This window comes from Collinsella aerofaciens (assembly GCF_028209625.1).
Classification (GTDB): Bacteria; Actinomycetota; Coriobacteriia; order Coriobacteriales; family Coriobacteriaceae; genus Collinsella; species Collinsella aerofaciens_AM.
Genome location: NZ_JAQLDU010000003.1, coordinates 82,476 through 104,111, shown reverse-complemented (window position 1 = coordinate 104,111; position 21,636 = coordinate 82,476). Strand labels below are relative to the sequence as shown.

The window sequence follows — 21,636 nt, the reverse complement described above, 5'->3', positions numbered from 1 at the left end:
GGTGCGGCGTATAGGATTCGAACCTATGACGTTCTGATTCGTAGTCAGACCCTCTATCCAGCTGAGGTAACGCCGCAGCGCAAGACATATAAAACCACTTTAGCTTATTGGAGTCAAGCACAATCTCAAACTTTTTTGTGAAACGCAGTTTTGTCATGCTGCTCCGCATATACCGTCGTTCCCCGTACGATCGATTGGCTTTTCGATCACGTCAAACTTAGCATCAAGTTCCCTCAGGAGCGATCTCACCCGCTGGGCACAATCATAATCGGCAAACGAGATACTCAACATGCGAGCAACCTGGTTAGATGTCCGGACCCCATAGAAATGCTCCAGGGCCACAAGCCCCTCGTGCGCCACAAACGTCTCAACCACATGCGGCGACTCCTCGTAGCACCATTGGGTCAACGGACCCTCGCTCGTCTGTCGAACCACCAGGCCACCCATGCCAGACGGCTCACACGTCACAAGCAGGTACTCCCCGCCCTCGTCGCTCTCAAACAAAACCACCCGATCATCAAACAGCTCCATCGCGTCCCCTTTCTCTCGCTCTTATTTAGCAAAAGCATAGCAGGTAGATGGCTGTATACAGAACAGTTGTTCGTGTGTTTTCTATTGAGCTGTCCGCACAGCATGGTATGGCCGCACACAAAAAGGGCACCCCAAAAAGGAGTGCCCTAGCAAATCGCTTATGCAGCCAATCTACGCGACCGGCTCGATCTTCTCGAGGCCGCCCATGTAGGGACGCAGAACCTCGGGGATCGTGATGGTGCCGTCAGCGTTCTGGTAGTTCTCCAGAATGGCTGCCATGGTACGGCCAGCCGGCAGACCGGAACCGTTGAGGGTGTGCAGATAGCGCGAACCCTTGAAGTTCTCGGGGTCGCGATACTTGATGTTGGCGCGACGGGCCTGGAAGTCACCGCAGTTGGAGCAGGAGCTGATCTCCTTGTAGGCGTTGTAGCTCGGCAGCCAGACCTCGACGTCGTAGGTCTGACGGGCAGAGAAGCCCAGGTCGCCGGTGCACAGGCTAATCACGCGATACGGAAGACCCAGCTGCTGCAGCAGGAACTCGGCCTCGGCGGTCATGCTCTCGAGCTCCTTGTCGGACTCCTCCGGCTTGGCAAACTTGACCATCTCGACCTTGTCGAACTCGTGCTGGCGAATGACGCCGCGGGTATCGCGACCAGCGGAGCCGGCCTCCTCGCGGAAGCAGGGGGTGAAGGCGGTGTAGCGGCGCGGCAGGGTATCGGCGTCGAGGACCTCACCGGCGTGCAGGTTGGTGAGCACGACCTCGGCGGTGGGGATCAGGAAGTTGTCGCCCGAGACGTGATAGGCGTCGTCCTCGAACTTGGGCAGCTGGCCCGTGCCGAACATGGTCTGACGCTTGACGACGATGGGCGGCCACCACTCCTTAAAACCACGGCTGGTGTGCGTATCGAGGAAGAAGTTGATGAGGGCGCGCTCAAGACGGGCGCCGGCGCCACCGAGAACGGTGAAGCGGCTGCCGGAGAGCTTGTTCCCGCGCTCGAAGTCAAGGATGTCGAGGTCGGTGCCCAGATCCCAGTGCGGCTTAAAGTCGAAGTCGAACTCGCGCGGGGTGCCCCAACGACGGCGTTCGATGTTCTCGTCCTCGTCCTTGCCGTACGGCGTGGCCTCGCAAGGAATGTTGGGCAGGTGAGCCATGAAGTCGTACTGCTCCTGCTCGAGGGCGGTGCGGCGCTCGGCCAGACCGTCAATTTTCTCGTTGACGGCGCGCACGGCCTCTTTGGCGGCCTCGGCCTCGTCCTTCTTGCCCTCCTTCATCAGGGCGCCGATCTTCTTGGACTCGGCATTGCGCGTGGCTTGAAGTTCCTCGACCTCGGTGATGACGGCACGACGCTCGTCGTCGAGCTCAAAGAACTTCTCGCGATCCCAAGACGTCTGGCGGTTAGCCATGGCGACATCGATGGCATCGGGGTTCTCGCGAACAAACTTGATATCAAGCATTAGATCCTCCGGCGATATACATTCCATTTAGGTTGCAACCTTGTACATGTATGGGCAAGTATATACTTATGAGCGTTTACGACCCAACTCAACTACGCAAGAAGGCACCCAATGGACGCAGTTTTTTCCTTTTTGTTTGGCACCCGCACCGGTTTTGCCATCCTTTTCGCCGGCGGCATCCTGCTGTTTGCGATTATTGCCTTTGTAATGGAGAAGCGCACCCATAAGATGTATGTCGACCGCGGCCCCAAGTCCGAGGACGAAGAAGACAGCTTCTGGGACTAACCTGCCAAAAAGGGACAGGTTTATTTTGGTCGGTTTTATCTGGGCAAACGCAAGTGCCTCGCAACTGGAATTGAGCCAGTTGCGGGGCACTTTTCGCTAAAAGGACAAAACCGCAGGAAAAACCTGCCAACATAAACCTGTCCCTTTTTTGGTCGGTTTTACTGGAGGGTTGCGTCGATTGCCTTGACCAGGGCGCTGCGCATGCCGGCGTCCTCGAGCGCAACGACGCCCTTGATGGTGGCACCACCGGGCGAGCATACGGCATCCTTCATCGCCGCAGGATGCTGGCCAGTTGCAAGCTGCAGCTTTGCCGTACCCAGCACCATCTGGCTCACAATGCGATAAGCATCCGCACGCGGGATACCGTGCTTGACCGCCGCATCGCCCAGGGCCTCGATTGCCATGGCGACAAACGCCGGAGCGCAACCACCCACCGTGCCGCCCACAAACAGCAGGCTTGTGTCGAGCTCGACGACAGCGCCAAGCTTACCGAGCAGGTCGAGCACCACAGCACGCTGCTCGTCGTTAAGCGTCGAAGCCTTCTCGCAGGCGATGACGCCCTCGCCTACCGAAACCGGCGTGTTGGGCACCGTCGAGATATGCGCGACGCCCGGCAGGACCTGCTCCCACTTGGCACTGTCCCAGGTCCAGGCAACCGACAGAACGACCTTTTTGGCAAGAGCATCCTTGAGCGGGGCGAATACCTTCTCGATCATGTACGGTTTGACCGCAGCGACCACGATATCGGATGCGGCGACAACCTCGGCGGCATCGTGGCAGGCGACCATGCCGCGCGCCTCGCAGCGCTCAACCAGTGCGTCGTAGCGACCCGCGCAGGCGCACATGTCGCTCGCAGCTACACCGGCAGCGATCCAGCCATCGGCCATAGCGCTCGCCATATTGCCAAAACCGACAAATCCAATCTTCATATCGCATAGTCCTTTCAGACACATTCCTCAAAACGAAAGGTATTGTCCCACGCCATTGTTTCGTATTGCCGACCTATTTGTGATACGGCTCGCCACGACTGATCTTGCAGGCACGGTAAATCTGCTCTAGCAGCACCACACGCGCCAGGTTATGCGGCAAAGTAATGCGTCCAAAGCTGAGCATCTCGTCGGCGCGGGCGCGCACCTCATCACTCACGCCGTCCGATCCGCCGATCACAAAGGCAATGTCGCTGTTGCCTCGCAGCATAAGATCGTCGAGCCTCGCCGAAAACTCCTCGCTCGAGCGCTCCTTGCCCTCGATAGCCAGCAGGATCACATGCGCTCGAGATGGCAAGGCGGCAAGAATCGCCGCCCCCTCCTTGTCGCGCGCGGCATCCACGCCGCCCGCCTTAGCCGGGTCGATATCGGCCACCTCGCGGATATCCACCTTGGCATAGGCACCTAGGCGCTTGGTGTACTCAGCGCACGCGTCCTTCCAAAAGCGCTCCTTGAGCTTACCGACGCAAACGACGGTGTATTTCACGCGCGTCTACTCCTTCGAATCGTTTTGAACTTTGCCGGCGGCCAGCATCTGCTCGAACATCGAGGCCGACTGCGAAAAGTCGCTCGGCAGCACGACCGTCGAGGTTTTACCCGTGCGAGCGAACTCCGTCATCATCTCGGACCACTGCGTAAACATGAACAGTTGGTTGGCCTCGTCATTGCCGACACCCGTCTCCTGGATGATCTCGAGCGAATCTTTGATACCCAGCGCGATGGCCTTGCGCTGGTTGGCGATGCCCTCGCCCGCCTTTTCCATAGCCTCGGCCTCGGCGGTCGCCTCGGTGACGCGCTTGATGCGGTCGGCCTCGGCGAGCTCCTGTGCCGCAGCGCGCTTGCGCTGGGCGGCGTTGATGTCGTTCATGGAGTTCTCAACCTCGGTCGGCAGTGCGATTTTGGTGATGAGCGTCGACACGAGGGTGAATCCGTAGGCGGCCATCTGCTCGGAAACGGTAGCGTTGACATCCTTGGCGATGTCATCCTTCTTGGCAAAGACCTCATCGAGTGTGTAGACGGGGATGGAGGAGCGCAGGGCGTCGGTGATGAAGTCGCGCATCTGGTCGACGGGCTCCTGCAGCATATAGTAGCTCTTGTAGATGCCCGAATCTTCCGGGCCGGCGCCCATGTCATAGCTCACGTGGTACTGAGCGGAGACCTCAAGGCCAATGGTCACGTTGTCCTGGGTCTTAACGTCGATGCCAAAACCATTTTTCATGGTGCGCAGACTCACCGTGGCGGCCTTGCGGTCAATCACGGGCACCTTCACGTGGAAGCCCGCGTTGACGATACGATTGAACTTACCCAAGCGCTCGATGATCACAGCGTGCTGCTGCTCAACGACGTAGCAGGCGTTGGGAAGCAACAGCAGCAGGATGATGATGGGAATCAAAAGGCTCGTAAGGGCAGCGATGATACCGGAAAACAGCATGGTCTCTCCTCTGATAGGCACACGTTGCCATTAGGATACCCGTCCAAGGAGATCGTGCATAACAAAAAAGCCCCCATTGCTGGGAGCTCTTTCAATCAATGGTGCGGGCGAAAGGACGTCCGCGTATCCGCTTCGCGGATCCGCACCGGCATCGCCCGCCTGCCGGCGGACTCGCCAGCTCGCTAAAAACGCTCCGCGTTTTCTTTACGCTCGCTCCTTCGCAGGTTCAAGTCCCCGCGGTGGGCCCATAACAAAAAAGCCCCCATTGCTGGGAGCTCTTTCAATCAATGGTGCGGGCGAAAGGACTTGAACCTTCATGGGGTTGCCCCCATACGGACCTGAACCGTACGCGTCTGCCAATTCCGCCACGCCCGCGTGCAGGAATTAGAATAACGGAGCGCCACCGCGAACGCAAGAACTATTTTTGAAAAAGTTTGCAGGCATTTTCCCAAGCGGCATGCGCGATTGTTTCGGCGTCCTCACCAGTGCGATCGACACGGTCGTTAACCAGCGCGTTTGCCGTAATGGAGATCATTGCGGGCTCGCATTCAAGACCGCGGATGGGCTCCGGAGCCATATACGGGCAATCCGTCTCGAACAAAATTCGATCGAGTGGGGTTGCCGCAAATGCCTCGCGCACGTCGTCGTTGCGCTTAAAGGTGGCCGCACCACCATAGGCGATATAGCAGCCCAGCTCCACAAAGCGCTCCATCGTGGCGCGGTCCTCGCCAAAACAGTGCAGCACACAACCGGCCTGGGGCACGCCCACCTCACGAAGCACGTTGTACGCATCCATATGCGAGGTGCGCTCCCCATCCGAGTCCTCGTGCCGCAGGTGCAACTCCACCGGCACATTGCAGCGCACGGCGACTTCGAGCTGACGTGCCATGCAATCAATCTGCACGCTGTGGGGCGCCGGCGTGATGTCGTCGTCGTAATCCATGTGGTAGTCCAGACCGATTTCGCCAATACCGGCGCACAAAGGGTCATCAAGCGCAGCAACAACCTGCGCGTGAATGTCGTCGGTATAATCCGGCGCGCCATACGGATGCACGCCGGCAAGATACTTGATCTGCGGGATATCCTGCATCGGCAGAATTTCGCGCACGAGCCAGTCGCTATAGTCCGTCACGCTGCGCTTGTCGGCGATGGGGTCGAAGACCGTCACCAACAGGTCGATGCCCGCCGCCTTGGCACGCACGAGTGTCTCGGGCACATCCTTGCCCCAGAACGAAAGCAGATGCGCATGTGTGTCGGCAAGCGGTGCCAAGGGCACGGGACAAGCAACCGTCTTCTTTTTTTTGGTAAACGTCACGCGTGCGGCATTAAGCATCATGGATGAGCTCCTGGGCCAGGCGGACAAAGTCGGCAACATCAAGCGTCTCGGCGCGCGTGGTGGGTGCGATACCGCAAGCCTCAAAGGCGGCATCGAGCACGTCCTTGGCAAAGCCGTTGGCGCTCATGGAATTGCGGATGGTCTTGCGGCGCTGAGCAAATGCAGCATCAATCACGCGGGCCACAAACTCGCGATCGAGTCCTTCGGGCGCCACGCCGTCAACACGGTCGATACGCACGACGGCCGAGTCCACGTGCGGTGCCGGCATAAAGCAACGTGGCGGCACCTCAAAGCGACCCGTAACCTGCGCATACAGGCCGAGCTTTGCCGTGTAGCCGCCATAGGTCTTGTTACCCGGCACCGCGGCAATGCGATCGGCAACCTCCTTTTGAACCATGACCACGGCACGCTTGAGCGCGGGCATCGTCTGGAAGAACTGCAGGATGATCGTCGCCGCCACGTTATAGGGCAGGTTCGCGACAAATACCGTCGGCTCACCGCCTGCAGCCTGCTCAATCTGCCCCGTCGTCACCTTGAGCGCGTCGCCCATGATAAAGCGGAAGTTGGCATAGTCGGCGGCATGGGCATCGAGCACCGGTTCGAGTTCGGGATCGGCCTCGATCGACGTGACGCACGCCGCCTCCTGCAGCAGCGCGAGCGTGAGCGTACCAACGCCCGGGCCAACCTCGAGCACGCGCTCATCGCCCGTGAGCTCGGAAAGCTCGCAAATGCGCTCAATTACATGGTTGTCGATCAGGAAGTTCTGGCCCAGGCGATGCTTGGTCGCAAGGCCAAACTCCTCCAGCAGCTCCCTGGTGGCCGTGGGGTTTGCCAAAGGCGAAGTTGTCATAGTTGCCTCCTTAGCATGATGGCGGCGTCTTGAAACAAAAGGGCATGGACCGTTGCGGCCATGCCCTTACATCTAAACAGCAAATTGCCGATATGGCGCGCGGCGTCTTAGCCCAGACGCGGGAACAGCGGATCGCCCTTCTCGACGGGCTGACCACCGGCAAGCAGGCCCCAAGCGCAAATGCCCTTGAGGTCGTCGCTCGCGGCCTCGTCCTCGCAGGACAGGCGGCGCAGGGCTTCGGCAGAGGTCTGAGGCATGAGCGGCATCAGCAGGTGAGCGGCAATGCGGATGGCCTCGAGCAGGTTGTAGATCACAAATGCCAGCTCGTCAGCCTTAGCCTCATCCTTGGCAAGCGCCCAAGGCTCGGAGTCCTCGATGTAGTGGTTGGCGGCGTGGATGAGCTCCATAACCTCGTCCTTGGCTCCGCCGTAATCGAGCACGTCCATCTTGGCCATGTAGCGCTCGACCAGGCCGTCGGCGATCTTTGCCAGCGGGTTGTCGAACGCATCGAACGATGCGGGCTTGGCGGGCGCGCAGCCGTCAAAGTACTTGCCGCTCATGTTGAGCGAACGCGAGATGAGGTTGCCCCAGCTGTTGGCCAGGTCGGCGTTGTAGACCTGCTCCATGCGATCGAAGCTGATGGCGCCGTCGGTGCCGGGGACGACGTCGGTCATAAAGTAGTAGCGATAGCCCTCGACGCCCAGCATGTCGATAACGTCCTGCGGAGCGATAGCGTTGCCGCGGCTCTTGGACATCTTCTCGGCCTTGCCGGTCTCGGCATTGCGCACGGTCAGGAAGCCGTGGGCAAAAACGTGCTCGGGCAGGGCCTCGCCGATGGCCATGAGCATGGCGGGCCAAATGACGCAGTGGAAGCGGATGATGTCCTTACCCACGATGTGGAACTGCGCGGGCCAGCGATAGGCCAGCTCGGCACGCGCCTCGTCGGTATCGACACCGTAGCCGACGGCCGTCATATAGTTGAGCAGCGCATCGAACCACACGTAGGTCACGTGGCCCTCGTCAAACGGGACCTGAATGCCCCAGTCAAAGCTCGTGCGGCTCACGGAAAGGTCGTTAAGGCCGCCCTCGACAAAGCTGCGCACCTCGTTCATGCGGAACGCAGGCTCGACAAAGTCGGGATGCTCGTCATAGAGCTTGAGCAGCTTGTCCTGGAAGGCGGAAAGCTTAAAGAAGTAGGACTCCTCCTGCACGCGCTCAAGCGGACGGTGGCAGTCGGGGCACAGGTGCTGGCCGACGCTGCCATACTCCTCGTCGCCCTTCTGGACCTGAGTATCGGTGAAGTAGGTCTCGTCAGGCACGCAATACCAGCCGTCGTAGCTGCCCTTATACAGGTAACCGGACTCCTTCATGCGCTCCCACAGGTACTGCACGGCATGATGCTGGCGCGGCTCGGTGGTGCGGATGAAGTCGTCGTTGGAAATCTCGAGCTTGCTCCAAAGCTCCTTGAAGTGCGGGGCCTGGCTGTCGGTCCACTCCTGCGGCGTCATACCATGCTTGGCTGCGGCCTCGGCGACCTTCTCGCCGTGCTCGTCCATGCCGGTCAGGAACTTGACGTTATAGCCGGCGGAGCGGCGATAGCGAGCCTGAACGTCGGCGATGATGGTGGAATAAGCCGTGCCCAGGTGCGGATCGGCGTTGACGTAGTAGATGGGCGTCGTGATAAAGAACGAAGGCTTGCTTTGATCCATGGGGTTTGTCCTCCAGAAAAACGTTGCATACAGGGGATGATTCTAGCGCAAGGGCTGGATATCCTCCATCTATTGCATATCGAGCACCATGGCATAGACATCGCGCTTGCGGCGCGAATACTTCTGAGACAGGCGCTTGGCCACCGCAGAGGCGGGCTCCCCCTCCTCGAGTGCGGCGCGGATATCCTCGCGCAGGGCCTCATCGGGATCCGCTGCCGCGGCGCCAACCGGCACGATGCCGACATCCTCGTCCTCGCTCGGCGGCGCGATGACCAGCGCAATCTCGCCCTTTACCTCGCCGCGAGCACGCAGCTCTTCCTCGAGCTGGGCGGCGGGCCCGCGCAAGACCTCCTCGTGCAGCTTGGTGAGTTCGCGGCAGACGGCAACCTCACGCTGGGGAAAGACCTCCGCCACAGCCTCGAGCGTCGCCACGATGCGATGTGGAGACTCGTAGAAGATGAGTGCGCCGGGCACCACGGCAAGGCGCTGCAAACGGCGCACACGGTCGCCGTGCTTTCGGCCCAAAAAGCCCTCGAAGAAAAAATGCTCGCAGGGAATGCCGGACGAAACGAGTGCCGTGACGCAAGCAGAGGGTCCGGGAATAACTTCGACAGGCACATCGGCCTCACGCGCCGCCTCGACCAGCGCCTGGCCGGGATCGGACACGCTCGGCATGCCGGCGTCCGAGGCAAAGGCGAGGGTCTCCCCCGCCAGCAGACGGTCGACCAGGCCGGCAGCGCGGCTAGCGATCACATTCTCGTCGCAACGGACAAGCGGCTTGGAAATACCCAGGTGCATCAGCAGCTTTGACGTCACACGCGTGTCTTCGCAGCAAATCGCATCGGCGGCGGCAAAAGCCTCGCCAACGCGCGGGGACAGGTCGCCTAGGTTGCCGATGGGCGTGCCGACCACATAGAGTTTGCCCGTATGGGCGCTGTTTTGCGTCATATCAACCTATTCAATCATGCCGCGCTCGAGCGTACCGAGCGCCGCGCGGGCGTCCCATGCTGCAATGCGCTTCTCGGTCTTCCACGTTTGGAAGAACCAACCGGCAGCCGGCGCAAACGAAGCCAGCTGGTTGGCGATAAACACGCGCTCGTAGGCATTGCGGCCCTCGGGCGTAACCGACGAGTTAGCAAAGATCGCCGCGCCCGACCATTCGCCCACCAGCACGGGGAACCCAGTCGAAATCGCCTCTTTAAGCTCGCGCTTGTTACGCGAAATCGCCGTCGTCAGCCCGCGGGGGCTCGTGATGTCGAGCGCATACTCGTCGCGGTAATGGTACAGGTGAAGGTCCATGTAGACGTTCTTGTACTTGGCGCCGCGCATAAAATGCTTCCACTCGCTGGGATGCCCCGACGACGAGAAGACGACGATCTTATCCTCGGGCATATACGAACGGACGAGCTCGTAGGCATCGCGATAGAAATTGCGCAGGTAGTGAGCGGGAATGCCATCCGTCATGGTGAAGAGGCTCTTGCGAACGCTCATCTGCGGCGTGTCCAGCAGCTCAATGCCCAGCAGGCTCTCGGCCTCGCCATAGCGATCGGCCAAGCGCTCGAGCACGTCGAGTGCGACATGACGGCCGTTGGTGGACGAATGCCACTCGGCAACAGCCTCCGGCGTGGTGGGCGAATCGTTGGAATCGCCCTGGCCACCGGGCACGGTTGCCAGATCGAGCAGCACGCGGATGTCGTACTTGGCAGCCCACTCAATTGCGCGGTCGATGTAATCGACAACCGATATGTAGGAGGCATCGGACTCCTGTGAGCCAAAGGCATACCAGGGCACCGGCAGACGCACGGCATTGAGACCGATCTGCGCCATGCGACGAAAATCGTCCTCGCTCACAAACGTCTCGTAATGGCGGCGCATGCGCTCGTTATAGGCGGCGGTACCCATGGCCTCCTGTAGCTCGGCCGCGTTGGATGCACCGGTCGCCGCGTACAGCGACGGGGTCACCCAAGGCTCGGGAATAAACCAGCCAGAGAGATTAACGCCGAGTATCCTCTCCATCACTGCCCCCTTCGGATCATGCAGGTCGAACCCGCATCGTATTGCATAGGATAAGTATCGTTTTGAGTATACCCGCGTGTGCGGACAGGCGACCGAACGGTCTGTAAAGTGACGCGAAAGTGGGAGGAATGTCTGGGGCGGGCGGGCTCGGAATGGTGCGACGAGGTGTGTACGCGCGCCGGAGGCAGGCACCGGAAAGTGTGTCCCGTTCTGAGCCCTTATTCTGGGACGCAGTTTCCGCAGAACCCTACATAAAAGAAAAGGACCCCTTTGCAGAGGTCCCAGTCAATTCAAGGTGGCGGGGAAGGGAATCGCGTCCGCGCGCTGCGCGGACGGACCGCTGCGGCGCTTACGCGCCTTGCGAGCTGCGCTGGCAAACGCTTACGCGTTTACTCAGCTCCGCGCCCTCACGGGGTTCGATTCCGTGCGAGGGCTACATAAAAGAAAAGGACCCCTTTGCAGAGGTCCTAGTCAATTCAAGGTGGCGGGGAAGGGAATCGAACCCCTGACACGAGGATTTTCAGTCCTCTGCTCTACCAACTGAGCTACCCAGCCATTTGAGGTGTGCCTTGTTTCAAGGCTTGATTAGTATAACCAAGGACGCGTTCCGGTCAACCGAGAATTTTAAAAAAGTTTTTGAGCACAGCCTCGGTTCTATAAATCGGCACGTCAGAGACATCAGCCGGCAGCAAGAAGTTTTTCGCTCAGAGCCGCACGGGCAAACTCACTTGGCGTCATCCCCTCGGCAGCCGCCCGTCGACGAATGGCCTCCTTCATTCCCAGAGGAATCTTGACCGACAACGTTGCCGTCCCCTCACCTGAGAGCGGGGGCCGTCCATGCACGATCCCACCAACGGTATGTTCGCCATCCGGAAACTCTCCGCGCTCGTACGACTCGCACCACGCGTCAATCATTTCATCCGTTACAACCTGACCTTTAGCGGCCGTATACGTCTTGCCCATCATCGACCCCTTTGCCGAGCCCGTTCAATCTCCTGCCAAAATTTCTTCTGGACTGGAGACAAGGCATGAATGATAAGCCACCCACGGACAAGCTCGACCGCGACAAGCTCCACGCTTCGTCCGTCTGGGAGCCATCCAATCGCAAGCTATCTCGGCGGCTCGTCCTTCGACTCGCGACGGATGCACTCAGTAACCGCAAGCCAAGCGCTAAGCACCTGCTTTTCCGTCAGGTGCTTTTTAGCGTTGGGATGGATCTCAACATCCATGCATCCTCTCCTCCATCTTACCCAATTTCGTATGACGAAAGTCCGCTGTCGCCAATTCTTAAGCCGGCACGCGTTGGAGAGCAGGGGTCGAAACAATGATTGAAGGACGCTCTAGTACGGCCCAGGCGCCGGGGCAGGAGCACATACGCCAGGGACGTACGTTTTCGTAGCATACGAGGACATAGCCACGTGCATCGATGAAGGCGATGTCGATGGGATAGGCCATAAAACACGTATGGACCGAAGAGCAGCGTGGAAACGCCATGACGAGCGGCAGACCGTTGGCGGCAACCGGACACCGTCCCAGCATGCCGCGCAGGCGCACGGCAAACGACTCCGCCACCGCAAACTCGGCCGGCGTCCAGCCCAGCCTATTGAGTGCCCGCGCGTAGGCGATGTAGGACGAGACCGCGGTCACATGACCACCCCCGGACGCCACGGATCGACCGTCACCGCGCGCTCGTGTGACAACTTTGCCGGTGCCCCCAGCGAAACGCCGGCGATGCTGAGAGAAGTCGGCCACGGCTCATAGCGCATGGTGCAGGTATAGGTCCTAAACGTGCCGGAAAGCGAAAGCAAACCGCCATCCGATGTCGTCGCACCCTGTTCGCTCGAGACCTCGATCAGCAAGTCATAGCCTTCCATGGCATGTTGGATCTGAGCCTGAACGGTCGCGGAAGCATCGATGGAGCTGCCATCGCCCTCCCCGCTCGGCGCCACGGCATGTGCTAGCACGATATCGGGCACCACGCGATCGAAGCGTGCGACCGCACCGGCAAAGACCATGACGTTGTACACGATAAGCGCCAGAACCAGCAGGACGGGCGTGACCACGGCCATCTCGACCGTCGCCTGGGCGCGCTCCTCGCACAGGCGCGTGCGGATGCCCATTACGACCCACCGCCCAGGGCACCCGCCAGTGTGGTGACATCGACGGTAAGTGGGATGGAACCGCCGCCGGGCAGCGGAATCTCCGCAAGCGTGAACGTCGTGCCGCTGATGGTGCGCTCGACTTGATATTCCAGCACTTCGCAAAGCGCCTTGGGATCGGTCACGCCCAACGGAATACTTCGCAGCTTGTCTTGCGCTTGAGAGAAACCGGCAATGTCAGACCCCGGACTCTTAATGACGTTGGCGGAATCGGTCAGCACCGGCTTTCGCAGGCGCAAGTCGCACGGTTCCAAACCCAGCGCCGCCACGGACGCCGAAACGGTATCGCCGAGCCACGATGCAATGGAGCCCAACGCGCCGTTGCCCCCTCCTAGGCCCTTAATCATCTCGTCCATAAGTTCGTCGGCCGAACCTTGGATGTCTCCGTATCCCACAAGCAGCCGCCCCCAAACATCCATGACGCCGTCGAGCACACCGGCAACGCCGCCCGAGCGTTCCTTCAATGTCGAGAAAAATCGCGAAAGCACGTTGTTTTGCGCCGTCGCCTCATCGGGCGCCAGCACCGCGGCAGAGATGGCACCGCGATCGCCAAGCCTGACTGCCGTGTTAAACGAAGAGTTGAGTTCATCGGGGCTCGAGATGGCACCCGAAACCGCAAAGGCAACCACGCCGTTGCGACCGGGCGGAGCGATACGCGGACGCTCGCCCGAAAGCGCTTTAATGGCCTGGTCAAACGCATTGCCCGCACGGTCGGCTTCGTCCTCGGTCTGACGCTCGAGCTCGAGCTCCTTGTTGCGACAGTCGACGTAGTCCTCCAGGGCGTCTTTAAACTTGTCAAAGTGATACTCGAAGCCGTTTTCGATAGAGGTTGAAGGCGCCGCAACGGCACCAAGCGACAAAACGCCAAAATGGCATTTGCTGCATTTATCCTGTCCATCGTAATCGGCAACCGAAGCAAATCCGCTCGGCGTCCCTTTCTTATAGTTAGGGCAGGTCGTCCCGTAATGCAGATACGCCTTGTCATCGTTCACGCTCGTCGGCCACACCGCATCGGTATAGAGTTCCGTCGCCCGAACCTCATCAGAGTTGCGCGGCAGCAGCGGAATATAGGAGGAGACCCTGTCTCCGTTCTCGGTTATATGTGCCCGATCGACCTCCGCGCTCGCATAGGTATAAAACGCCTTACGCGCCGCAGACTCTGCCTTCATCTCGACACTCGAGCCCTGGGGCTTCTCATTTGTCAGACGCCAATGGTAGTAGTCCTTCGCGCGATCAAGGGCAACTTGAGGCTCCCACGTAACGCTCGATGAGTAATGCGGATTTTGAACACCGGAAAGATCCGTTAGGCTTTTTGCGCGCTCCCACATACAAGAACAGCTGCCGACCGAGCCTTTGTCAGACCCACCACAATCCGCCAGCCAAGCGCGCTCCTTTGCCTTCGCCGTCTCCTCCGAGGCCTTCCGCAGCTCCTCGGCCGCACCCTCTAAATCATCTGATGTGTCTTTAATGGTATCGGTCGAGATCTCTGACCCTTTGAGCGCAGCAAAGTCCGACTCGGATGTCCTGGGCACGGCAAGCGCCGTACCGGTATAGGTCACACTATCGGTATCCTGCGCCGACACCGCCTGCGTGGCACGCGCGGCGATCAGATACGGCAGAGCCGTCTCGATTTTCTGTAAGCCTTCCGATGCGCTTTTGGCAAACTTGTTGCGCGTTTTAATGATCTCGATCCCGGTGTCGACCATATTGCCGGCAACCGGCTCGGCACCCGGGATGAGGATGGCGACCAGGCCCGTCCCGATCGTGGCAAACCCCGCCAGCCCCAGACTCAAGATACTCGCATCAACCACCGTGGCAGCCGTGTGATAGGACGACACTACGTTGGCACCCGCCAGCGCGCCGCTATCGGCCGCCACCTGGGCGTCCCCGGCACGCGACATGCTCCATATCGCCGCGGTCGACGAAAACAACAATGTGAGCACCACCAAGATGACCACCGCAGAGGAGAGCGTGGTGTAGGCACCGTCTTCGATAAACAGGTCGATACCGGCTCGACCCATAAAGCCGCCTCGTTTGCGGAGAGCGCCTGGTCGACGGCGGGCCGCAAACCCTTGCGTCACCCGCAACAGGCAGCGCCTAATCCCATGCAGCAATCCACGAATCATAATCTCCCTCCAGCCATTCGGGACGCGATTGATACGAGACATCGACCTTGAGCTCAACGTAGCCGCCCTCGGCGGTACCACCCATAGCCTGCGCAAACGCACCGATCACAGGCAACGGCTTGACCTCGCCGGAAACGGACACGGACGAGACGCCACCCGCACCGGCCCGGCCAAGCTCGATATCCCACGACAACGGCCCGCCGGCATGAAAGATCGAAACGTTGGGCACTGCGGCAAGTCGGCGGCGGGTGAACTCCTTAAGATCGTCGTCCTCCGCCGTCGTCGTGGTCATGAGCCGCGCGGTCTCGGCGGCGGCAGACTCCATGACCGCGCGCGTATAGAGCAGGCACACCGGTTGCAGCGCGAGAAGGATGAGTGTCAGAAACGTCGGCAGCAAAAAAGCGGCCTCGACCGTAGACTGCGCCCGGTCCTCGCGCGCGGCATCAATACAACGCGATGTCCTTAGCGGCCGCAGCGGCGTCGATAACCGACGTCGAGGCAACGCCATGGGATGCCGCCCGCTCAACCAGCGCCGCCAAGCGCCCATCGGTGCCGGCACGCCAAAGCCCCGCGATCGCCAGCACGATCGATAACAGCGCCACCGTGACGATGGCGTATTCGACCGTCGCCTGGGCAGATTCCTCACGCAGGACATCATGCATTTCACGATCCCTCCTTTGGGTCCGTTGCCTGCGGGCTCAGGCGCACGGCGCGCAGACGACACGAAGCATCGCCAGCATCCGCGGCAATTGTCACCATATCGACCCAGCCGCGTCCGTCGCGTACGATGGCGCCCCACACGTTTCCCTTGATGTCGAGATAGCCGCTCAGAGCAAGTTGCGCCGTGGGTACCTCGCGATAGGCACGCAGCATATCCGCCGCCGCTTCGGTCATCGGTCGGTCCTCGGACCATGCAAGCCGGACCGCAATCGCGTTGCCCTCAGGCGAATCCGTCGCAGTGCCAGACCGCTTGTCGAGCGTCCGCAGAAAGGTTTGCGCCGTGACAGCGACATCCGAATCGTCCGCATCTCGCATCTCATCTTTTTGAGACGCCACCGCCGAATCTGAGCCCAAATCGGAGGCGGTCCCAGGACGCTGCTGCCGCGCGGCGTTAAGCCCCCAAAGCACCGCCGCTATCGCCACGGTCAGGCAAGCAAACACCAGCAGCACCCCGACGGGGCGTTCGCCCTCTACAGGCTGTTGATGCCCTCGCTGATAGCGTTCCATAGATCTTGGACCTTGCCCTTAAATGCGACGATGGCGATAATCGCGATCACCACGAGCACGCCGACCAAGATGGCATACTCGGTGGTACCCTGTGCACTCTCCTCCTGCAATAGTTCCTTGGCGCGCTGACGAACATGTGCCGCCCGGCAAAACGCCCAGCCCTGGACCTTGCCAGCAGCGTCAGTCATCGTGTTCATGTATTCCTCCCTACATCATCCCGCCTGCCCCCAGCAGCGGGCCCAATATGGACAGAAGCAACGCCGGCAAGATGAGCGTGCCGGTGGGAATCAGCAGCTTGACGGGTGCACGCTCGATCTCGCGCTCGACCGCGGCGCGATGAGCCGCACGGATCTCGCGACTTTGAGCGGCCAGCGTCTCGGCAAGTGGGGCACCCAGGGCGAGCGCCTGCCCCACCGTGATGGCAAAGGTCTCGAGCGCTCGCACGTCCAGGTCGCGCGCGGCGGCCAACAACTCGTCCTCACGCGTGCCCACGCCCACCTGCCACGCCATGCAGGCGCGCTCAAGGCGAAGAGCCAGCACTGACCGGCGGTTGGCGCAGAAAATCTCAAGCGCCGCATCAAACGAAAGACCGGCCGAAAGACCCAAGCGCACAACATCGATCATCTCGGACACTTCGCCGAGCGACACTCGCGCCGGGCCGCCCGCTCCAACCGCGCCCTTCACTCGCGCGGTCAGAGCATCGACCACCGAGCGACCCGCGGCAGCGACCAGCACCGCCTCGCGCTTGCAGGCCCCTGCGATCTTGCGTGCATCCGCCCGATCCAAACCCGTCGCGACAAATACACTCAGGGCGCACAGGCAAGCCGCAACTGCAACCGGGGCGCTCATAGCTCCACCCGCATAATGCGCCGGATAACCACCAGGGCAACGGCGTTGAGGGCAAGACCCAGCACCACAGCGCCCGCGCCGGCAGGCGTCGCAAGACCGCGACGAAAATCTGCCGAAAGCAGCACCAACACCGCGCACATGCCCGCCGGCATCGCCGCGACCATATGCGCAGACATGCGAGCCTGCGACGTCTTAACATCCAGGCGGCGCTTGAGCTCAATGCGCTCCCCCACCATGCTCGACGCCTCGGACAGTAAGTCGGCAAGCGGAGCGCCGGTGCGCTGAGACACTTTAAGCGCCAAGGTCACAAGCGAAAGACCGGGGGCGTCGATGCGCACGAGCAAGTCATCGAGCGCGTCGGTCGCCGAGATGCCGCAATCGATCGCCGCCGCCACCCGCAAAAACTCGGTATGCACCGGCTCTTGCGCATGAGCGCCCACAAAGCGCATGCCCTGGGCCAGCGAATGTCCCGAGGCAAGCGACATGGAAAGTGCGGTAAACGCCTCGGGCATCGCCTCTTCTGCATCGTGTTGCTCGCGCCGGCTCTCAAAACCATCCCGGGCGGCGCCAACGGCAAACGGAGCAACAAGCCCCAAGACAAATCCGAGGGGCGATAACGACACCATCGTTAGTAAAACGCAGCAGACACCGCTCGATAGCAGCAGAAACGCCAAACGCCCCGAAGCATCTTCGATCACGAGGCCAAGGCGATGCGCCGGAGCCAGCGATGCCCACGAACGGGCGATCTTTTTCAGCAGATCGTTTTCCACCAGCTCACGCGGCAGCTTCTCTGCCACCGTCTCGAGCGCCTGACGTGCCAGCTCCGCCGGCGGTACCTGCGGCACACGAGGTTCCACCTCGCACGCCGTCGCGACAGAAAGCCCTGCCAAGCCCCCTACGACGAGGGGCACAGTGATCTCCATTCGTCCACCTCCTCTTGCGTGAGCGTCCCCGACCGCAGGCCTTCTGCGATAAACGGCGGCTCGCGGTCAAGCGTCCAGGTGCGCTCGGCGGCATCGAACGTCACATAGCGCTCGAGCTCTACGCCACCCGATGCGGCGCGTCGCACCCCCGAATACGAGGAGACGAAACGCCTGCCATCGGCGTGGCGCTCGGACATCACGATGCCGTCGAGCGCCATGGCAATCTGCTCCTCGATGAGCTCGCTCGGCAGATCGATGCCATAACGTGCAAGCAACGTCAGACGCACCACGGTCTCCTGTTCTGAACCCGCATGAAGTGTGGTGAGCGACCCGTCGTGGCCCGTGTTCATGGCCTGCAACATGTCGCAGCACTCGGCACCGCGCACCTCGCCCACCACGATGCGGTCGGGGCGCATGCGTAGGGCATTAGTTACCAGGTCGCGGATCATCACCGCGCCCTCGCCCTCAATTGAAGCCTCGCGCGCCTCTAGGCGCACCACGTGCGGATGATGCGCAAACTTGAGCTCGGCAGAGTCCTCGATCGTCACGATGCGCTCGCCGGTGGAAATCTCACATGACAACGCGTTGAGCAGGGTGGTCTTACCAGATCCCGTGCCTCCCGCAACCGCCAGGTCCTGTCGCAGCGACACCGCACACGACAGCAGCTGCGCATACCAAAGCGGCAGCGATCCCAACCCCACGAGCTCGTCCAGCGAGCAGATACGGTCCGAGAACTTTCGGATGGTGAGAATCGGTCCGTCAATCGCCACAGGCGGAATCACCGCGTTGACGCGATAGCCCGTTTTGAGGCGGGCGTTGACGATGGGGCTGCGCTCGTCGATACGGCGGCCAAGTGGCGAGATAATGCGGTCGATAAGCACACGGATCTGCTCATCATCCTCAAACGCATGCTCGATGGGGTACAAGACGCCGCCGCGTTCAAAGAAAGCCGAGCGGCAGCCGTTGATCATGATCTCGGTAACGGTGTCGTCCTCGATGAGCGGCTGCAACGGCCCCAAGCCCACCACGTCATCCAAAATCTCGTCGATGATGGTCTCGCGCTCGGGCGTCGCGAGATCGGTCGGCTCCTCAACATTGAGCGCCGCCTCCACCGCAGGACGCAATTCCGAGCGGGCAAGTGCCGGGTCGATATAGGCGCTGATACGCGCCACTTCGTCGTAACCCATGCGGTCCATCACGGCGCGCTTGGTGCGTCGTTTCACGGCGCGGCGACGCCCCACATCTACAGGCGCTGCCGCCGCCGCAGCGCCGGCAGCCTTAATCCTCGTTTGCAGGCTCATCGCTGATCACCCTCGCGCGACCAGGGAAGGCGGATACGTGGGCGTTCGGTGCGCGTTGCACGGTCGGCGACCATATCGCTCCAAGGGCCGACGGCGCACCCCAGTTCCACGAGCATCTCGCGCGTGGCCTCGCGCACGCTAGTCGCAAAAGCGCTGGTCTGCCCCACTGCCTCGTCAGCGCGCCCAAACGCCATGAGCGCGGCGAGATCCTGCCCGCCATCGGCGATACGAATCTTGGAGCTTAACGCACAGGCAATCTCAAAGCGCATGGCGACGTCCTCGTCTGCCCCGCGCGCACCGAACCGGTTGAACACGGCGCTCATGCGCGTGCGCGGCACACCTACTCGACCTGCCAGTTCAATGACGCGCGATGCCGATGCCGCGGACGACACCGCCGCATCGCCAACGACCAGGCAACGGTCGCTCGCCGCCACCGCAGCCGCCACGGCGTCGCCCCAAAAGACCGAGGTATCGATAAAGACCACGTCGGATTCGCGACGCAGAACATCAAGCAGTAGCTCCACCGGACGTGCCATGAGCTCGGCTTGCTCGGGCGCCGCGACGGGACCCCAGAGCGTAACGCCCGGCGCCACGCGCATCGAAGCGGCTACGATATCCGGCTCGGTGAGCATGCCCGCCGCCGACGGCTCGATAAGTGCCGCCATATCGCACGGAGCATCGACGCCTAACAAGTCGTAAAGGTTTCCAAACATCAGGTCCAGGTCGAGCACGGCGGCACGCAAGCCCAACAGCGACGATGTGTGTGCCATGGTGGCAACGATCGTCGACTTGCCGCAACCGCCCGAACCCGAAATAGCGCAGATGACTGGAACTCGATGCGGCGGAGCGGTAGCGTCTGCCGGCGGCATCGGAGGCGGCGGGGCGGGCGTCGGTGACAGCGTCCCCGTCTCCCCCGCCGCAACCACGTGCTGCGTCCAAGCCGGCATGGCTGCTTGTTCGGTCTGCGAGGCAGGCTCGTTCTGCGCAATCTGCTCATGCTGCATCAGCGACAACTCGCCGCACCCGGCAAGGCCCTCAACTTCGTCGAGTTCATCCGCCAGATTCACGCCGTGCACGTATCCCATATCTACTGCCGGGGAGTCGCCAGCATGCTGCGCCGGCCCTCCAGCGTCATCGTATACAAGGGGGTTCCGGGGGCGCCGACCATGCTCGGCTTCCGCTTTTCCATAATCATCAACACGCGGGCCTCTTGTAGCGCGAGGCGCCCCGGGTTCCCTATCAACAAAAGCATCGGGCTCAATCGTCATGCGCCGATCGGAATCAACCGCTCCCTCGCCCGCGCGCCCGTTGCCGCATATACTGTGTGCAGCGATGACCTCGGCCGCCCCCGCGCGAAACAGCCCCTCGATATCCGACGGATCGAGCGCTTCTATCAACACGACCACGCGACTCACGCGGCCTTCGGCCGTCAGGCGCGCAACAGTCTTGCGCACATCTTCGGTATCAAACAGAGACGCCGCGATGATGGCAGCCCCGCGGCGCGACGGAAACGCCCGCGCCATGGAAACCAGCCCGTCCAGGTCACCCACGCGAAGCACCTGTGCACCCGCATCACGGCCCTCGACTTCCCGCTGCAACAGCCCGTAATCGCCGCACGCGCAGCACGCAAGCCAGATCGCCTTCATCACTCGTCGCCTCCGCTCTTTTTGCCGCGCGCCGTGGCGGGAATCGTCAAGCTGACCGTTCCCTTGCCCGAGGCTCCCAGCAGTTCCTTGACGTCTTCGGGGTCAGCCGCCAGCGTCACCCATTCGATCTTGCCCTCGCGCGTGGCACAGGAATCCTCACTGGTATCGATCACGTGCGCGCCGCACAGCCGATCGGTCACGCCGTCCTTTTGCACGTACACGTCCACGTAGCTGCCCACGCCCGTGGCACCGCCGACCGAGTGCTCGGCATCGACCGCCACCGAAACGGCAACCTTGCCCTTAGGCACCTCGAGCTTGCGGCTCTCGGCCTTGGTGTAGACATTGCAGATCACGGCGTTTTTGGGAATACGCGAAGTCGTCACGTCGCCGCGCACCTGGCGCAGCTCGGTCGCCGCGTCACGCGGCAGCAGACTCGTCAGCCATTCCTGGGTTATGACATTGGTCTCATCGAGGGTCTCGCCCACATCGATATCGCGCGCCGCGACGCATACCTCGACGCGATCGCCACCGTACTTGGCCAAGGTCTCAGCCTGGACCTGTTCGGCTTGCGAGCGGATCGACGAGCCGTAAACCATGCAAAGCAGAGCAGCGAGCACGCCCGCGACCAGACTGATGGCGATGCGCTTGCTCTTGTTCACGGCCGCTCCTCTCATGGCAGTGCCGGGCGAATGCCCGTACCACCATTGTCTGGGCGGTCAGAGTGCAAAGCGGCACAATCGCGATCTTGGTTTTCGATGTCAAACCAATCGTTGACCAAAAACTGACCAGCCCGTCAAGCTCGTGG

Annotated in this window: 24 protein-coding genes and 3 tRNA genes; 1 reads left to right on the top strand and 26 read right to left on the bottom strand. The window is 61.2% G+C overall.

The genetic code is table 11. The features are described from left to right. Positions 1 to 2: 2 nt before the first annotated feature. From PMW70_RS02485 to serS, 3 genes are all read right to left on the bottom strand, one after another. A tRNA-Arg gene (locus PMW70_RS02485) sits at positions 3 to 76 on the bottom strand. 77 nt (positions 77 to 153) lie between these two features. Next, positions 154 to 531, bottom strand: a complete 378-nt coding sequence (locus PMW70_RS02480; protein ID WP_117583806.1) for a hypothetical protein — start codon at positions 529 to 531, stop codon at positions 154 to 156. Between the two features lie 171 nt (positions 532 to 702). Continuing rightward, positions 703 to 1,986, bottom strand: coding sequence for a serine--tRNA ligase (gene serS / locus PMW70_RS02475; RefSeq protein WP_271743786.1), 1,284 nt, complete (start codon positions 1,984 to 1,986; stop codon positions 703 to 705). A gap of 111 nt (positions 1,987 to 2,097) precedes the next feature. On the opposite strand from serS, the gene PMW70_RS02470 reads away from it, so the two are divergent. Then, a complete protein-coding gene (locus tag PMW70_RS02470; RefSeq protein WP_168170424.1) occupies positions 2,098 to 2,271 on the top strand; it encodes a DUF6724 family protein in 174 nt (57 codons plus the stop codon). 158 nt (positions 2,272 to 2,429) lie between these two features. Here PMW70_RS02470 and proC read toward each other — a convergent pair whose 3' ends face one another. From proC to cpaB, 23 genes are all read right to left on the bottom strand, one after another. Beyond that, the gene (gene proC, locus PMW70_RS02465; protein ID WP_089572672.1) at positions 2,430 to 3,200 is read right to left on the bottom strand and encodes a pyrroline-5-carboxylate reductase; all 771 of its coding nucleotides are present in this window, start codon (positions 3,198 to 3,200) and stop codon (positions 2,430 to 2,432) included. Positions 3,201 to 3,273: 73 nt separating this feature from the next. Continuing rightward, positions 3,274 to 3,744 carry a 23S rRNA (pseudouridine(1915)-N(3))-methyltransferase RlmH gene (gene rlmH, locus PMW70_RS02460; RefSeq protein WP_271743785.1) on the bottom strand — a complete coding sequence of 157 codons (471 nt, stop codon included), beginning with the start codon at positions 3,742 to 3,744 and terminating at the stop codon, positions 3,274 to 3,276. 6 nt (positions 3,745 to 3,750) lie between these two features. After that, the gene (locus PMW70_RS02455; RefSeq protein ID WP_271743784.1) at positions 3,751 to 4,689 is read right to left on the bottom strand and encodes an SPFH domain-containing protein; all 939 of its coding nucleotides are present in this window, start codon (positions 4,687 to 4,689) and stop codon (positions 3,751 to 3,753) included. 288 nt (positions 4,690 to 4,977) lie between these two features. After that, positions 4,978 to 5,064: transfer RNA gene (locus tag PMW70_RS02450), tRNA-Leu, on the bottom strand. Positions 5,065 to 5,107: 43 nt separating this feature from the next. Further along, the gene (locus tag PMW70_RS02445; RefSeq protein WP_271743783.1) at positions 5,108 to 6,025 is read right to left on the bottom strand and encodes a TatD family hydrolase; all 918 of its coding nucleotides are present in this window, start codon (positions 6,023 to 6,025) and stop codon (positions 5,108 to 5,110) included. After that, entirely contained in the window at positions 6,015 to 6,875 is an 861-nt protein-coding gene (rsmA, locus tag PMW70_RS02440; protein WP_271743782.1) for a 16S rRNA (adenine(1518)-N(6)/adenine(1519)-N(6))-dimethyltransferase RsmA, read from the bottom strand. The genes PMW70_RS02445 and rsmA overlap by 11 nt, the downstream gene beginning before the upstream one ends. A 107-nt stretch (positions 6,876 to 6,982) precedes the next feature. Continuing rightward, positions 6,983 to 8,584: a methionine--tRNA ligase gene (gene metG / locus PMW70_RS02435; RefSeq protein WP_161156560.1), complete on the bottom strand. Its 1,602-nt coding sequence runs from the start codon at positions 8,582 to 8,584 to the stop codon at positions 6,983 to 6,985. 69 nt (positions 8,585 to 8,653) lie between these two features. Further along, positions 8,654 to 9,532, bottom strand: coding sequence for a 16S rRNA (cytidine(1402)-2'-O)-methyltransferase (gene rsmI / locus PMW70_RS02430; RefSeq protein WP_271743781.1), 879 nt, complete (start codon positions 9,530 to 9,532; stop codon positions 8,654 to 8,656). 6 nt (positions 9,533 to 9,538) lie between these two features. Further along, on the bottom strand, positions 9,539 to 10,600 hold the full coding sequence (locus tag PMW70_RS02425; RefSeq protein WP_055309641.1) for a glycoside hydrolase family 5 protein: 1,062 nt from the start codon (positions 10,598 to 10,600) through the stop codon (positions 9,539 to 9,541). Positions 10,601 to 11,082: 482 nt separating this feature from the next. Then, positions 11,083 to 11,155: transfer RNA gene (locus PMW70_RS02420), tRNA-Phe, on the bottom strand. Positions 11,156 to 11,278: 123 nt separating this feature from the next. Then, the gene (locus PMW70_RS02415; RefSeq protein WP_118206062.1) at positions 11,279 to 11,563 is read right to left on the bottom strand and encodes an ATP-binding protein; all 285 of its coding nucleotides are present in this window, start codon (positions 11,561 to 11,563) and stop codon (positions 11,279 to 11,281) included. Between the two features lie 324 nt (positions 11,564 to 11,887). Beyond that, positions 11,888 to 12,247, bottom strand: coding sequence for a DUF192 domain-containing protein (locus tag PMW70_RS02410; RefSeq protein WP_226790440.1), 360 nt, complete (start codon positions 12,245 to 12,247; stop codon positions 11,888 to 11,890). Beyond that, positions 12,244 to 12,720, bottom strand: coding sequence for a hypothetical protein (locus tag PMW70_RS02405; RefSeq protein ID WP_271743780.1), 477 nt, complete (start codon positions 12,718 to 12,720; stop codon positions 12,244 to 12,246). The genes PMW70_RS02410 and PMW70_RS02405 overlap by 4 nt, the downstream gene beginning before the upstream one ends. After that, positions 12,720 to 14,780: a hypothetical protein gene (locus PMW70_RS02400; RefSeq protein WP_271743779.1), complete on the bottom strand. Its 2,061-nt coding sequence runs from the start codon at positions 14,778 to 14,780 to the stop codon at positions 12,720 to 12,722. Before PMW70_RS02400 ends, PMW70_RS02405 begins: the two co-directional genes overlap by 1 nt. Before the next feature lie 76 nt (positions 14,781 to 14,856). Then, positions 14,857 to 15,393 carry a TadE/TadG family type IV pilus assembly protein gene (locus tag PMW70_RS02395; RefSeq protein WP_117563703.1) on the bottom strand — a complete coding sequence of 179 codons (537 nt, stop codon included), beginning with the start codon at positions 15,391 to 15,393 and terminating at the stop codon, positions 14,857 to 14,859. Then, positions 15,329 to 15,547, bottom strand: coding sequence for a hypothetical protein (locus tag PMW70_RS02390; protein ID WP_117563704.1), 219 nt, complete (start codon positions 15,545 to 15,547; stop codon positions 15,329 to 15,331). The genes PMW70_RS02395 and PMW70_RS02390 overlap by 65 nt, the downstream gene beginning before the upstream one ends. Position 15,548: 1 nt before the next feature. Then, entirely contained in the window at positions 15,549 to 16,112 is a 564-nt protein-coding gene (locus PMW70_RS02385) for a hypothetical protein (RefSeq protein ID WP_147349506.1), read from the bottom strand. Next, positions 16,076 to 16,309 (bottom strand): hypothetical protein, encoded by a 234-nt coding sequence (locus tag PMW70_RS02380; RefSeq protein WP_089572694.1) that lies wholly within the window; start codon positions 16,307 to 16,309, stop codon positions 16,076 to 16,078. Before PMW70_RS02380 ends, PMW70_RS02385 begins: the two co-directional genes overlap by 37 nt. Before the next feature lie 10 nt (positions 16,310 to 16,319). Continuing rightward, entirely contained in the window at positions 16,320 to 16,961 is a 642-nt protein-coding gene (locus PMW70_RS02375) for a type II secretion system F family protein (protein ID WP_055250542.1), read from the bottom strand. Beyond that, complete coding sequence (locus PMW70_RS02370; RefSeq protein WP_271743778.1) at positions 16,958 to 17,884, bottom strand: type II secretion system F family protein; 927 nt, start codon at positions 17,882 to 17,884, stop codon at positions 16,958 to 16,960. Before PMW70_RS02370 ends, PMW70_RS02375 begins: the two co-directional genes overlap by 4 nt. Beyond that, positions 17,857 to 19,185 carry a CpaF family protein gene (locus PMW70_RS02365; RefSeq protein WP_271743777.1) on the bottom strand — a complete coding sequence of 443 codons (1,329 nt, stop codon included), beginning with the start codon at positions 19,183 to 19,185 and terminating at the stop codon, positions 17,857 to 17,859. Before PMW70_RS02365 ends, PMW70_RS02370 begins: the two co-directional genes overlap by 28 nt. After that, positions 19,182 to 20,831 (bottom strand): nucleotide-binding protein, encoded by a 1,650-nt coding sequence (locus PMW70_RS02360; protein WP_271743776.1) that lies wholly within the window; start codon positions 20,829 to 20,831, stop codon positions 19,182 to 19,184. The genes PMW70_RS02365 and PMW70_RS02360 overlap by 4 nt, the downstream gene beginning before the upstream one ends. Then, positions 20,831 to 21,490 carry a Flp pilus assembly protein CpaB gene (gene cpaB, locus PMW70_RS02355; RefSeq protein WP_271743775.1) on the bottom strand — a complete coding sequence of 220 codons (660 nt, stop codon included), beginning with the start codon at positions 21,488 to 21,490 and terminating at the stop codon, positions 20,831 to 20,833. Before cpaB ends, PMW70_RS02360 begins: the two co-directional genes overlap by 1 nt. Positions 21,491 to 21,636 lie beyond the last annotated feature (146 nt).